Genomic DNA, 13,720 nt, shown 5'->3' on the forward strand with positions numbered 1-13,720 from the left:
CTGACCGGCTTGACCGTGCGTCTCAATTCCGGAGAGAAACCAGGAAAAAAATGACTTTCTTTCACAATTCGCCGTTATTTCCTCCGGCGTGATCATCGAATTTGGCAACCGGATAGCCGCGGCCGCCGACCTGCCCGGACTTCCCCGCCGCGGCCCGAAAATCCTGCGGCGCCATGTCGAAGGCACGTCGAAAGGCCCGCGTGAAGTCCGATGCGCTCTTGAATCCGGCGCCATAGGCGATGTCTGCCACCATCGCGCCCGGGTGCTTGGCCAGCTCATCGGCCGCATGGCGCAGCCTCAGGTGCCGGATATAGGACGCCAGGCCACCTTCATGCTGGAACAGTCGGTATACGGTCGGGCGTGAAATTCGGAGCGCCGCAACCACGCTGTCGGGCGAGAGGTCCGCACGATGCAGGTGGGCCTGGATGTAGCGCCGCGCCTGGCCGAACACCGCGGCGCGCGCGGCCGCACTGGCAGTGTCGCCCAGACGCACCTGCTTGCCCAGGGCCGCGACCAGCAGCTGCGCGCCCGCACGCGCATCCGCCTGCACGGCAGCGGCGCTCAGACGACCGACGCGGCTGCCGAGCGCGGCAACATGTTCGACCGCCAGCCTGGCGACTGGTGTCGCCAGCTTCTGGAGCGCAAGTCCGTGGATGGCTTCCGGATCGGGAAACACCTCCTGCACCACGGCGGCCGGCACAAACAAGGTGAGCATCCGGCAGTCGGTGCGCCGCATGCGCACGGGCTGGCCCATGTCGAGCGCGAGCACCTTGGCGGCAGAGGGCGCGGCGGCTCGCGAGAGCGAACGCACCGAGACGTCCCGCATTTCACCCTCGACGAACACGTGCAAGGCGAAATTGCGCACGCTGTCGCGCGAGATGCGGGCGAGCGAGCGGTCCAGCGACATGGCGTCCGAGCGGCAATCGGTGAAGGCCATGCCGTCCAGCTCGTAGCGGTCGATCGATGCGTTGAAGGGCTTCTCAAAGTCAGAGCGCGAAGGCAGCACATCGATCACGTGCCCGACGCGCTCCCGCCATGCGGTCAGCCGCCGCTGCGGCGATTCCGCCGCCACGCTGAAATGGCTGTGGGCAATGCCGTTGTGCAGGGTCGAGTGCACTCCCGGCAGCGGGACGCGGCGGTTCATCGACAAAACACTCCCAGGCGCGGCATTGCCTGCCTTCAAATACAACCAAAGTGTTATAAAATGTTAACTGAAGCGGATTTTCCCAGCAAAAGCCCGCGAGTGCAACGGGCTCTGGCCTTCGCGCCGCCTCACTTGGCCTTGGCCGCGCGCCGAAGGCACTCGATCAGCTGCTGCGTACTGGGCGTGCGCCTGCGGCCGCGCATGGTGATGAGGCCGACCGGCGGCAGGTCAATCGGCACCTTGAGCGCCAGCACCTTCAGCAGCCCCTGCTGCTGGAAATGCCGCGCGACGGAACGCGCCATGAAGGCCACGGCATCGCGCTGCTGCAGAAAGCTGATCTGCGCCAGAAATGACGCCGATTCAATGATGTCGGCCGGCGGATTCACGCCGTCCTTGAAAAACATCTGGTCGAGCTTGACGCGTAGAGACGCCCACGGCGGCGGCATCACGCAGCGCTCTTTGGCGAGGTCGTTCCAGTTGACACGGCGCTTGGCGACCAGCGGGTGACCGGGCTGCACCACTGCCGTCATGGGCTCCGAGAGCAGGGCCTCGGTTTCGAGATCCGGTGCCGCGTAGCCGGGCTCGAGCCGCCCGACGAACAAGTCGAGCTCACCCAGGCGAAGCTTGGGCAAGAGGCGCGTGAGATCGCCCTCTTCCACCAGCACGGTGGTTTGCGACGAATGCATCTTGAGCATCTCGACCGCGCGCGCCACCAGCACCGGCAAGGCCACCACCATGGCGCCCACGCTGGTGCGGCCCGCGGCGCCGCTGGCGACCGCGGCAATCTCGTCGCGCGTGCGGTCGTAGTCGGCGAGCACCGAGCGCGCGAAGCGCACCACGCTGTCACCGTACGGCGTGGGCTCGGTGCCGCGCGTGGAGCGCTCGAACAGGGCAAGGCCGAACATGCGCTCGATTTCGGCCAGCGACTTGGACACTGCCGGCTGCGTCACCGACAGGAACTCGGCCGCGCGCCCCAGATGGCGGAACTGGTCGAGCGCCACCAGCATCTGCAGGTGGCGCAGTTTGAGGTTGGAACGCAGGACGCGGTCGATCTGGCTCATCGGGGTTCTTGCGGCCTCTTCTTGGCTTCATAACCTTTGGGCTATGAAGAGAGTCCGCTATTTCATTGGATAGCAATGATTGTCTGCTGAAGAATGCGCCTTGCTTTCATCGAACTACAAATCGTCGGAGACAAGACACATGACCTTCCATCGCTCTCTGCAGCGGCGCCAACTGATGCTGGGCGGCCTGGGTGCCGCCGCACTGGCCGCCATACACGGCCGCGCAATGGCCGCCGACTACCCGGACCGCCCCATCAACTTCATCTGCCCGTGGCCGGCCGGTGGCACCGCGGACCGATCCATGCGCGCCATCTGCCAGATCGCTGCGCGGGAACTCGGCCAACCCATCGCGCTGGAAAACCGCGCCGGTGCGTCCGGAATGATCGGCACCAAGGCGCTGGCATCGGCCCGGCCCGACGGCTACACGATCGGACAGATTCCTATTTCGGTGACGCGCTTTGCGCAGATCGGCACCGTGCAGATCAATCCGCTCAAAGACTTGAGCTATCTCGCCCGCACCTCGGGCCAGACCTTCGGCATTGCGGTGCCCGCCAGTTCGCCGTTCAAGTCGCTGCGCGACATGGTGGCGCAGGCCAAGGCCAAGCCGGGCGTGATCAGCTATGCCCATGCAGGCGTGGGGGGCGCCACGCACGTGGGCATGGAGCAGTTCGCTCAGGCGGCTGGCGTGAAGTTCAACGCCATCGCCTACAAGGGCGGCGCCGCTGCGCTGCAGGACGTGCTGGGCGAACAAGTCGACATGCTGGCCGACAGCAGCTCCTGGGCACCGCACGTGGAAAGCGGCAAGCTGCGCCTGCTCGCCACCTGGGGGGAGGCACGCACGCCGCGCTTCAAGGACACGCCCACGCTCAAGGAACTGGGCTACGACGTGGTGGTGGAAGCACCCAACGGCATTGGCGCGCCGCGCGGGCTGCCGCCCGCGGTGGAAAAGAGGCTGCGCGATGCGTTCCGCGTGGCGGTGAACAGCGAAGAATTCAAGAAGGTGGCCGACAGCATCGATGCGCCGGTCATGTACCAAGACGGGCCCGACTACCAGAAGTATGTCGAAGCCGTCTACAAGCAGGAGACCGAGCTGATCCGCAAGCTCAACCTCAAGGAACTGATGGAGAAGGGTTGAGATGAACGACAGCCCCCTGCTTCGCCTGCACCCGCACGACAACGTGCTGGTTGCCAAGAGCCCTATCGCCCTGGGCGAAACGATTGCCGAATTCGGCGTGCGTGCGCGTGCGCAGATTCCCGCGGGGCACAAGATCGCGTCGCGCGCCATTGCGGCCGGCGAGCAGGTCAAGAAGTACGACACGGTCATCGGCGTGGCCTCGCGCGACCTGGAGGCGGGTGACTACGTGCACAGCCACAACCTCACGCTGGTCGACTCCTACCGCGACCCGGCTTTTTGCCAGGACGTGCGGCCGGTGGCCTATGTGCCCGATGCGGAGCGCGCAAGCTTCATGGGCTTTGTGCGTGCCGATGGCCGCGTGGGCACGCGCAACTTCATCGGCATCCTCTCGTCGGTCAACTGCTCGGCCACCGTCATCAAGCGCATTGCGGCGCACTTCACGCCCGAGCGGCTGGCGGCCTTTCCCAACGTGGACGGCGTGGCCGCCTTTGCGCAGACCAGCGGCTGCGGCATGTCTTCGCCGAGCGAGCATTTCGACGTGCTGCGCCGCACGCTGGCGGGCTATGCGCGCCACCCCAACCTGGCCGGCGTGCTGATCGTGGGCCTGGGCTGCGAGCGCAACCAGGTCGATGCGCTGGTCGACTCGCAAGGGCTCCAGCAGGGCCGCTTGATGCGCACGATGGTGATGCAGGACGTGGGCGGTACGCGCCAGACGATCGAAGCCGGCATTCGCGCCATCGAAGACATGCTGCCCGAAGCCAATGCCGCGCAGCGCACCCGCGTCGGTGCAAACCACCTGAAGATCGGGCTGGAGTGCGGCGGCTCGGACGGCTTCTCGGGCATCACGGCCAACCCCGCATTGGGCGCGGCAATGGACGTGCTGGTGCGCCATGGCGGCACGGCCATTCTTTCCGAGACACCCGAGATTCACGGTGTCGAATTCATGCTGACGCGGCGCGCCGTCACGCCCGAGGTCGGCCAGAAACTGCTCGACCGGCTGGCCTGGTGGGAGCGCTATGCGGCCGGCCAGAACGCACAGTTCAACGGCGTGGTCGGGCACGGCAACCAGGCCGGCGGGCTGGCCAACATCTTCGAAAAATCGCTCGGCTCGGCCATGAAGGGCGGCACCACGCCGCTGCAGGCCGTGTACGAATACGCGGAGCCCATCGACAAGGCCGGCTTCGTCTTCATGGATTCGCCGGGCTACGACCCCGTGGCGGTCACCGGGCAAATTGCCAGCGGCGCGCAGCTGATCTGCTTCACCACCGGTCGCGGCTCGATGTTCGGCAGCAAGCCGGCGCCGACCATCAAGCTGGCCAGCAACACGCCGATGTTCAAGCGCTTGGAAGAAGACATGGACATCAACTGCGGCGTGGTGATCGACGGCGAACTCTCTGTCCCCGAGCTGGGGCAACAGATCTTCGAGCAGATATTGCGCCATGCCTCCGGCGAACGCACGCGCAGCGAAGCGCTGGGCCTGGGCGATCATGAATTCGTGCCATGGCATCTGGGCATCGTCAGCTGACGGCGCGCACACAACACTATCCAATTCAAGAGACCTCATGCCAGCTCACAACTCTTTCAAGACGGCCCTGGCCGCACGCCGCCCGCAGATCGGCCTCTGGCTCTCGATGGCCGCCCCCTATTTGGCCGAGGTGAGCGCCACCGCGGGTTTCGACTGGCTGCTGATCGACGGCGAGCACGCGCCCAACGACCTGCGCTCGACCCTGGCCGCGCTGCAGGCCGTGGCGCCCCACGCCGCGCAGCCGGTGGTTCGCGCGGTGCAGGGCGAGACGGCGCTTATCAAGCAACTGCTCGACATCGGCGCCAAGAACCTGCTGGTGCCCATGGTCGATACCGCCAATCAGGCCCGCGCATTGGTTTCGGCCACTCGCTATCCACCGTTGGGCATCCGCGGGGTCGGCAGCGCCGTGGGCCGCGCGTCTCAGTGGAGCGCGCGTACCGACTACCTGGACATCGCCGACGAAGAAGTCTGCCTGCTGGTGCAGGTGGAAACGGTGAAGGCGCTCTCCAACCTGACGCAAATATGCGAAGTGGATGGCATTGACGGCGTCTTCATCGGCCCAGCCGACCTGGCCGCATCGATGGGTCATCGGGGCCGGCCCGGCCACCCTGAGGTGCAGGCCGCGATCGAAGCCGCGATGCGCACCATCGTGGCTTCGGGCAAGGCCGCGGGCACGCTCACGTCGGATCCGAAGCTGGCGCGGCGCTATCTGGAACTCGGCTGCACTTTTGTGGCGGTCGGTGTCGACGTGCTGTTGTTTGCGGGCGCCGCCCGCAAGCTGGCCGCCGATTTCAACGGCGCGCCGCCTGCTGCAGAGCCGGTCTCGCGCGCGGCTTACTGAAAACAAGATCAGAAAAACCTACGGAAGGTTCTCGCGAAAGATCACCTGGCTGCGGGTGGTCTCCACGCCGCTGAGCGCTTCGCGCTTGTCGCGCAGGTTGGCGAAGATGCGCACGCAGTTCATCAGTGTGGTGTGCGGGCTCTGCGTGATCACCGCATCCATGCTGCCGTCGATCAAGAGCGTGCGCGTGTCGGGTGTGAGGCCGTGCCCGATGAAGACCACCTTCTGCTCTCGCCCCGCCTCCTTCAACGCCCGCGCCACGCCGTCGGACGCACCGCCGATGTTGTAGATGCCGCCCATGTCGGGGTACTGCTCCAGCAGCGCACGCGTCTGCCGGTAATTCTTGCCGGCGTCGTCCTGCCCTTCGCGCAGGCCCACCACTTCGAGCTTCGGAAACATCTCGTCGATCACGTGGAGGAAGCCGGCTTCGCGCTCCTCGTGCGCCTTGTAGCTCAGGCTGCCCGCGATGAGCGCCACCTTGGCGGCGCGCGCGCCGATGAAGCGACCGATGAGATAGCCCGCGGTGCGACCCGCTGCCCGGTTGTCGAGTCCCACGAAGGCGGCGCGCTCGGAGTTCGATAGATCCGAAATCAGCGTGACCACAGGCAGTCCGCGCGCAGCGAGCGCCGCCACGGCCTCGCGCACCGCGGGGTGCTCCAGCGCCATCATCGCGATGCCATCGCAGCGCTGGCCATGGCGCCGCAGCGCATCGGCCAGCTCTTGCGGGTTGAAGCTCTCGATGAACACCGTGCGGCACTGCACGTTGAAAGGCGCCCAGTGTTCCTGCGAATAGCCGACCATGTCGCCAAGCATGCGGATGAAGCGGTTGGTGCCCGCCGGCAGCAGAAACACCAGCCTGAGCGGCGGCGGCGTGAGCGCGGCGTAGAGCTCGGGGCCGGGCAGGTAGTCGAGTTCGCCCGCGGCCTTGAGCACGCGCTGCACCGTGGCGTCGCGCACGCCAGAGCGGCGGTTGAGCACACGGTCGACGGTGGCGGTCGAGACCTGCGCGGCGCGCGCAATGTCGACCACGCGTGCGCGGCGTGCATCGGTTGAAGGGTTATCCCGCATACATCAAAAACCATCAAGCCAGAGTTTGACCTGGATCATGCAGGCTTTTATCTTCACTGGGCACCAAACACAAGGATGCATCAGATTGCATCAACCGCATCACGGAGACAAGACATGACCTCGACCACCCGCCTGACCCGCCGCGGCGCCCTGCGCACGCTTTCCGCCCTCCCCGCCGCCGGCATCGTGGCGGCCGTGCCGCGCATGGCACGCGCGGCCGAGTTCTCGTACAAGTACGGCAACAACCTGCCGCTCACGCATCCGCTGAACATTCGGGCGCAAGAGGCGGCCGACCGCATCGCCAAGGAAACCAAGGGCCGCGTAGAGATCAAGATCTTTCCCAACAACCAGCTGGGCGGCGACACCGACATGCTGGCGCAGGTGCGATCGGGTGGCATCGAGTTCTTCACACCCTCGGCGCTGGTCATTGCCACGCTGGTGCCGGTGGCGGCCATCAACGCGGTGGGCTTTGCCTTCAACGACTACGGCCAGGTCTGGTCGGCGATGGACGGCAAGCTCGGCGCGCACGTGCGCGGCGCCATTGCCAAGTCGCGCCTCTACGCTTTCGAGAAGATGTGGGACAACGGCTTTCGCCAGACCACCAGCAGCAAGGCCCCGGTCACCAACGCGAAGGACATGGACGGCCTGAAGATCCGCGTGCCAGTGAGCCCGTTGTCCATATCGATGTTCAAGGGCCTGGGCGCCGCGCCCGCGAGCCTGCAGTTCAGCGAGGTCTACTCCGCCCTGCAGACCAAGATTGTTGATGCGCAGGAGAACCCGCTGCCGATCATCCAGGTGGCCAAGCTGTTCGAGGTGCAGAAGTTCTGCTCGCTCACCAACCACATCTGGGACGGCTACTGGTTCATTGCCAACGGCCGCGCATGGGAGGCGCTGCCCGACGACCTGAAGACCATCGTCGCGCGCGCCATCAATGACGCCGGCATGCAGCAGCGCGAAGACATCAAGAAGCTCAACGAATCTGTCGTTGGCGACCTGCAGGCCAAGGGGCTCACCATCAATCGGCCGGTGGCTGACAGCTTTCGCGCCAAGCTGCGCGACTCTGGCTTCTATGGCGAGTGGAAGGGCCGCTTCGGCCCCGAAGCGTGGGCGCTGCTCGAAGGCGCGGTCGGCAAGCTGGCCTGATCGTCCATGGTGCATGAATCCACTTTCGAGGCTGCGCCGTTCGTGGGCGCGGGGCCGTCCGCCAACGCACTGAGCGGCATGGCGGGCCGCGCCGACCGCGTGCTGGGCAGCGTGGTCGAGGCGGTGGCCGCGCTGCTGGTGCTGGCCGAGATCTGCGTGCTATTCGCGGGCGTGGTGTCGCGCTATGTGTTCCATGCGCCGCTGGTGTGGTCGGACGAGCTCGCGTCCATCCTCTTCCTTTGGCTGTCGATGCTCGGTGCGGTGGTCGCGCTCCGGCGCGGCGAGCACATGCGCATGACGGCGCTGCTGCAGAAGGTGACGCCCTCGACGCGCGCCATGCTCGATGCTTTCGCGATCGCGGCTTCGATCGCGTTCCTGGTGTTGATCATCTGGCCGTCCATCGACTACGCGCACGAAGAGTCGTTCATCGTCACGCCCGCACTGGAGATCAGCAACGCCTGGCGCGCCGCGGCCATCCCGGCCGGCATCGGCATCATGGTGGTGATGGCCCTGCTGCGTTTGCTGCGCGTGTGCACGGGGCGGCAGATCGCGGTCGCGGTGCTGGGCATGGGCGCGCTGGTGGCGGCCTTCTGGGTCGCGGCGCCGCTGTTCGCTACGCTGGGCAAGTTCAACCTGGTGATCTTCTTCGTGGTGGTGGTGGCGGCCACGGTGCTCTCGGGCGTGCCCATTGCCTTCTCTTTCGCGCTGGCCACATTCGGCTACCTGGCGCTCACCACACGCACGCCGCTGCTGGTGATGGTAGGCCGGCTGGACGAAGGCATGTCGCACCTCATCCTGCTTGCGGTGCCGCTCTTCATCTTTCTGGGTGCGCTGATCGAGATGACGGGCATGGCGCGCGCCATGATCCAGTTTCTTGCGAGCTTGCTGGGCCACGTGCGCGGCGGCCTCTCGTATGTGCTGATCGGCGCGATGTACCTGGTATCGGGCATCTCGGGCTCCAAGATCGCCGACATGGCGGCCATTGCGCCCGTGCTGTTTCCGGAGATGGTCAAGCGCGGCGCCAAGCCCGGCGACCTGGTGGCGCTGCTCTCGGCCACGGGGGCGCAGACAGAGACCATACCGCCGTCGATCGTGCTGATCACCATCGGCTCGGTCACGGGCATTTCGATTGCCGCGCTGTTCACAGGCGGGCTGCTGCCGGCCGTGGTGCTCGGCGCCGCGCTGTGCGTGGTGGTGTGGTGGCGCTACCGGCGCGAAGACCTGAGCGGCGTGCAGCGCCACAGCAAGCGCGAGATCGGCAAGCTGCTGCTGGTCGCGCTGCCGGCGGTGCTGCTGCCCTTCGTGATTCGCGCGGCCGTGGTCGAAGGCGTGGCCACAGCCACCGAGGTGTCGACCATCGGCATCGTCTATTCGGCGCTGGTGGGGCTTTTTGTTTACCGGCAGTTCGACTGGAAGCGGCTCAAGCCGATGCTGATCGACACGGCATCGCTCTCGGGCGCGATCATCTTCATTGTCGGCTGTGCCACGGCCATGGCCTGGGGCCTCACGCAGTCGGGCTTTTCGCAAGACCTGGCGCGCGTGATGGGCGCGCTGCCGGGCGGCGCCTACGGCTTCCTGGCGGTGTCGATCGTCGCCTTCATCGTGCTGGGGAGCGTGCTCGAAGGCATTCCGGCCATCGTGCTGTTCGGGCCGCTGTTGTTTCCCATTGCCAAGGCCGCGGGCGTGCACGAGGTGCACTACGCCATGGTTGTCATCTTCGCGATGGGCATCGGCCTGTTCGCGCCGCCCTTTGGCGTGGGCTACTACGGCGCCTGCGCGGTGAGCAAGGTCAACCCCGACGAAGGCATCAAGCACATCTGGGGCTACATCGCCGCAATGCTGGTGGGCCTGGTGATCGTGGCCGCCTTCCCATGGTTCTCGACCGGCTTTCTCAAGTTCTGACAACAACAACACACTCACATCACCGGAGCAACCGCAATGAGTCGATTCCTCGGCGAGATCCGCCAGCTGGGCTATGTCGTGCACGACATCGAGGCCGCCATGGACTACTGGAGCACCACGCTGGGCGTGGGCCCGTGGTTCTACAACCCGAAGGTGCCCATCAAGAACTACCGCTACAAGGGCGAGGCGCACGAGCCGCACAACTCGGTGGCGCTGGCCAATTCGGGCTACGTGCAAGTGGAGCTGATCCAGACCCGCAACGACGTGCCTTCGATGTACCGCGACTTCTTGCAGGCCGGGCGCACCGGGCTGCAGCACGTGGCGTACTGGACAGCCAACTACGACGCCGACCTGGCGCGCCTCACCGCGCAGGGCTTCAAGCCCGTGATGAGCGGCGAAGTGGGCGAGCGCGGCCGATTCATCTACTTCGATACCGAATACCACCCGGGCACGGTGATCGAGCTCTCCGAAGTGGCAGGCCCCAAGGGCAAGATGTTCGACCTGATCCGCAGTGCATCCGAAGGCTGGAACGGCAGCGAACCGGTGCGGCCCTTCCCCGACCTGAGCAAGCTGTGAGCACGTCGATGGCGCATGCCGAACGCATCCACGCTCGCTACCTCATCGAGACTCCGCTGGACCTGGCCGCCGTCGCCGAGGTGATGGCCGGCGAGCAATCCTGCGGCACCTTCACGCGTGTGGAGGGCGAGACCGATGCGCTGCGCGAACGCGCGCGTGCCACGGTCGAGGCCATCAACGAGCTTGCGCCCGCCGAAGCGCCCAGCCTGCCGAATGCACTGCTCGAACGCAAAGGCACGCGCGGGCCGTGGCGGCGCGCGCATGTCGACATTTCTTTTCCGGTGGCGAACATCGGCGCCAACTTGCCGACGCTTGCGGCGACGGTGTCGGGCAACCTGTACGACCTGGGCGAAGTGACCGGCCTGCGGCTCGAATCGCTGCGCCTTCCTGCCGCCTACCGCGCACGCTTCGAGATGCCGCGCGCCGGCATCGCTGGCACGCGGCGTGCGACGGGAGTGGCAAGTGGCGCGCTGGTCGGCACGATCATCAAACCGAACGTGGGCCTTTCCGCGGCCGAGACCGCCGAGCTGGTCGCAAGGCTCTGCGCCGCGGGCGTCGACTTCATCAAGGACGACGAGGTTTGCGCCGACCCCGCGCATGCGCCGCTCGCCGAGCGCGTGCCCGCCGTGATGGCCGCGGTGCGCGCACACCAGGAGCGTACCGGCAAGCACGTGATGGTGGCCTTCAACATCACCGACGAAACCGATGCGATGAAGCGGCATGCCGACCTGGTGGAGCGCGAAGGCGGATCTTGCGTGATGGCCAGCCTCAACTGGTGCGGCCACTCGGGCATCCAGACACTGCGGCGCCATACCGGCCTGACGCTGCATGGGCACCGCAATGGCTACGGCGCGCTGTCTCGGCATCCGCTGCTCGGTATTTCGTTCCAGGCTTATCAAACGCTGTGGCGGCTTGCGGGCGTGGACCACATGCACGTGCACGGCCTGCAGGGCAAGTTCTCGCAGCCCGACAGCGAAGTCATCGAATCGGCGCGCGACTGCTTCACGCCGCTGGCCGATGCCGCGGACGACCGGGTGATGCCCGCCTTCTCGTCGGGCCAGTGGGCCGGCACCGTGCCTGCCACCTGGGCGGCCATCGGCAGCGACGACCTGCTCTTCATGGCCGGCGGCGGCATCCTCGCGCATCCCGATGGCGCGGCGGCCGGCGTGAACAGCATCCGCCAAGCCTGGTCGGCCGTGTGCGCCGGCACCACGCTGGACGAAGCGGCCCTCAGCGCGCCCGAACTGGCGCGCGCCCTCGCCTTCTTTGGCAAGCGATGAACCCGGCTCCGGTCATCGTTTATTACGGCGACGATTTCACCGGCGCCACCGACACCCTCGGCACCGCGGCGCGCGCCGGCTTGCGTGCCCTGCTGTTCCTCAAGACGCCCGATGCCGCGCGGCTCGCGCAAGCAGGGCCGCTCGACGTGCTGGGCATTGCCGGGGCGGCGCGCGCCATGCCGCCCGAAGCCATCGAGGCCGAACTGGCACCCGTCGCCGCGCTGTTCCGCTCCCTGGGCGCACGCGTGCTGCACTACAAGACTTGCTCGACCTTCGACAGCGCACCGCACATCGGCTCGATCGGCGCGGCAGTGCGCGCACTGCGCGGCGCCGTCGAACAGCCGTGGACCGCCATCGTCGGCGGGCAACCCAACCTTGGGCGGCATTGCCTCTTCGGCAATCTTTTCGCGGCGGCCGGCGCCGGTGGCGAGGTGTTTCGCATCGATCGGCATCCGACCATGAGCCGGCATCCCGTCACGCCGATGCACGAGGCGGACCTGCGGCTTCATCTGGCCGAACAGGGCCTGGCCGATGTGCGCTCCATTCCCTTCACGGTCATCTCGCAGGGGGCGAAGGTGCTCGGCGAGGCGCTGAACCGCACATTGCATGCACCCTTTGCCGACGACGCCGAAACCGGCGCCGTGCTATTCGACGTGGCCGACGCCCCGCAGCTCGCAGCCATCGGCCATGTGCTGTGGGCGCAGGCACGGCGTGCCACCCTGCTTGCCGTCGGCCCGAGCAGCGTTGTCGGTGCGCTGGCCACCGCATTCAGTGCGCACGGCAATGCGAAGGCCGAACAACGCCACGTCGCTCCCGCGCGCGGCCCCGTGCTGGTGCTCGCCGGGAGCTTGTCGCCCGTAACGGCGCGGCAGGTGGCGGCGGCACAGTCCTTCGACATCGTGTGGCTCGACGCGCCAAGGCTCGCGCAACGCGACGCCGCCACGCTGGAGCGCCAAGCGCAAGAAATTGCCAAAGGGCTGGCACGCGGCTGCAACGTGCTGGCCTGTACCCGCCCCGCCGGCCAGGAAGTCAAGGAATTCAAGCTCGACGCCCAGGCGCTCGCGTGCGCCGGCGGCGACCTGCTGGCCAAGGTGCTGGCCAAGGTGCCGCTGCAACGCGTCGGCATTGCCGGGGGCGACACCTCGAGCCACGCCGTGCAGGCGCTCGATGCCTGGGGGCTTTCTTACGTGGCCGACATGGGCGCGGGCGCGTCGCTGTGCCGGGTTCACAGCGACAACCCGGCGCTCGACGGCATGGAGATCATGCTAAAGGGCGGGCAGATGGGATCGGACGATGTCTTCGAGCGCCTGGTGCTGGGTGCGCCCAACTGCGCGCTCCAGTAAAAAACAAAGCGCCCAAGCTTTCGAATCGGCCGATTTCAAGCGCTTGATTCGTTAATTGAAACCAATAATTTCAGTAGCACTGAAGCCTCTGCTTCAACCGCGCTGCAATTTATAAAAATTCGCTCTCAAAAGAATTAGGAAGTTCTAATTTTTATTCTCATTGTCAGCCTCAAGTCTTCAATTCGCTCGTCGCGCGAAGGGTGCCGTTTGGGCGCAACGCCGCCCCCGTTGTTACCCATTTCTGCCTATTGATGTTGCTCACGAAGTGTTAACATTTGGACGCTCACGGGTAACAATGCCAATCGCAGCTCACGAGCCACGGTAGCCTTTCAAGCTTCGTCCGAACGGGAAATATCCATGAAACACAGTCACCTGATCGCAGCCATGGCCGTCGCAGCTTTTGCGACCGCGCCTGCACTGGCCCAGCAACTGCCCACGCCGCCGGTCGACGCGGCTGCTGCCGTGCGCGCAGCAGGCGGCGGTAGCCTCACCGGACAACAGGTCGGGATCATTGCTGGCAGCGGAGTGTTGCTGGCGGCAGCCGCTGGCGGCGGCGGTGGCGGCGGTGGCGGCGGTTTCCTCCTTCCCGGCCCAGGGGGGACCGGAACCGGGACGGGCACCACCGGCAGCACCGGCACCAGGTAATGAACGGAGCCCTCCGCAAGGGGGGGTTCCTAGCGAGAGTCCAACGCACCGCCGGCG

The 13,720-nt window shown here is 66.3% G+C and carries 12 protein-coding genes; 9 read left to right on the plus strand and 3 right to left on the minus strand.

The features are described from left to right. Positions 1 to 61: 61 nt before the first annotated feature. Together J2X92_RS06970 and J2X92_RS06975 are read right to left on the minus strand one after the other, a co-directional pair. Positions 62 to 1,144, minus strand: coding sequence for an AraC family transcriptional regulator (locus tag J2X92_RS06970; RefSeq protein ID WP_307574743.1), 1,083 nt, complete (start codon positions 1,142 to 1,144; stop codon positions 62 to 64). A gap of 128 nt (positions 1,145 to 1,272) precedes the next feature. After that, positions 1,273 to 2,205 carry a LysR substrate-binding domain-containing protein gene (locus J2X92_RS06975; RefSeq protein WP_307574470.1) on the minus strand — a complete coding sequence of 311 codons (933 nt, stop codon included), beginning with the start codon at positions 2,203 to 2,205 and terminating at the stop codon, positions 1,273 to 1,275. 139 nt (positions 2,206 to 2,344) lie between these two features. Between J2X92_RS06975 and J2X92_RS06980 the strand changes: the two genes are divergently transcribed. The 3 genes from J2X92_RS06980 to hpaI are packed head-to-tail and all read left to right on the plus strand — an operon-like array spanning position 2,345 to position 5,706. Next, positions 2,345 to 3,340 carry a tripartite tricarboxylate transporter substrate binding protein gene (locus tag J2X92_RS06980; RefSeq protein ID WP_307574471.1) on the plus strand — a complete coding sequence of 332 codons (996 nt, stop codon included), beginning with the start codon at positions 2,345 to 2,347 and terminating at the stop codon, positions 3,338 to 3,340. 1 nt (position 3,341) lies between these two features. Then, positions 3,342 to 4,865, plus strand: coding sequence for a UxaA family hydrolase (locus tag J2X92_RS06985; protein WP_307574472.1), 1,524 nt, complete (start codon positions 3,342 to 3,344; stop codon positions 4,863 to 4,865). 37 nt (positions 4,866 to 4,902) lie between these two features. Beyond that, on the plus strand, positions 4,903 to 5,706 hold the full coding sequence (hpaI, locus tag J2X92_RS06990) for a 4-hydroxy-2-oxoheptanedioate aldolase (RefSeq protein WP_307574473.1): 804 nt from the start codon (positions 4,903 to 4,905) through the stop codon (positions 5,704 to 5,706). A gap of 18 nt (positions 5,707 to 5,724) precedes the next feature. Here the strand turns inward: hpaI and J2X92_RS06995 are convergent, their stop codons facing one another. Beyond that, positions 5,725 to 6,774: a LacI family DNA-binding transcriptional regulator gene (locus J2X92_RS06995; RefSeq protein WP_307574474.1), complete on the minus strand. Its 1,050-nt coding sequence runs from the start codon at positions 6,772 to 6,774 to the stop codon at positions 5,725 to 5,727. Between the two features lie 114 nt (positions 6,775 to 6,888). On the opposite strand from J2X92_RS06995, the gene J2X92_RS07000 reads away from it, so the two are divergent. From J2X92_RS07000 to J2X92_RS07025, 6 genes are all read left to right on the plus strand, one after another. After that, a complete protein-coding gene (locus J2X92_RS07000; protein WP_307574475.1) occupies positions 6,889 to 7,917 on the plus strand; it encodes a TRAP transporter substrate-binding protein in 1,029 nt (342 codons plus the stop codon). A gap of 6 nt (positions 7,918 to 7,923) precedes the next feature. Next, positions 7,924 to 9,819, plus strand: a complete 1,896-nt coding sequence (locus J2X92_RS07005) for a TRAP transporter large permease (RefSeq protein WP_307574476.1) — start codon at positions 7,924 to 7,926, stop codon at positions 9,817 to 9,819. A gap of 36 nt (positions 9,820 to 9,855) precedes the next feature. After that, positions 9,856 to 10,395 (plus strand): VOC family protein, encoded by a 540-nt coding sequence (locus J2X92_RS07010; RefSeq protein ID WP_307574478.1) that lies wholly within the window; start codon positions 9,856 to 9,858, stop codon positions 10,393 to 10,395. Positions 10,396 to 10,403: 8 nt separating this feature from the next. Further along, the gene (locus J2X92_RS07015; RefSeq protein ID WP_307574745.1) at positions 10,404 to 11,675 is read left to right on the plus strand and encodes a ribulose-bisphosphate carboxylase large subunit family protein; all 1,272 of its coding nucleotides are present in this window, start codon (positions 10,404 to 10,406) and stop codon (positions 11,673 to 11,675) included. Beyond that, entirely contained in the window at positions 11,672 to 13,018 is a 1,347-nt protein-coding gene (locus tag J2X92_RS07020; RefSeq protein WP_307574479.1) for a four-carbon acid sugar kinase family protein, read from the plus strand. Before J2X92_RS07015 ends, J2X92_RS07020 begins: the two co-directional genes overlap by 4 nt. A gap of 357 nt (positions 13,019 to 13,375) precedes the next feature. Next, complete coding sequence (locus tag J2X92_RS07025) at positions 13,376 to 13,663, plus strand: hypothetical protein (protein WP_307574480.1); 288 nt, start codon at positions 13,376 to 13,378, stop codon at positions 13,661 to 13,663. The last annotated feature ends 57 nt before the right edge of the window (positions 13,664 to 13,720 follow it).

It is taken from the genome of Variovorax paradoxus (assembly GCF_030811855.1).
GTDB lineage: Bacteria > Pseudomonadota > Gammaproteobacteria > Burkholderiales > Burkholderiaceae_C > Variovorax > Variovorax paradoxus_L.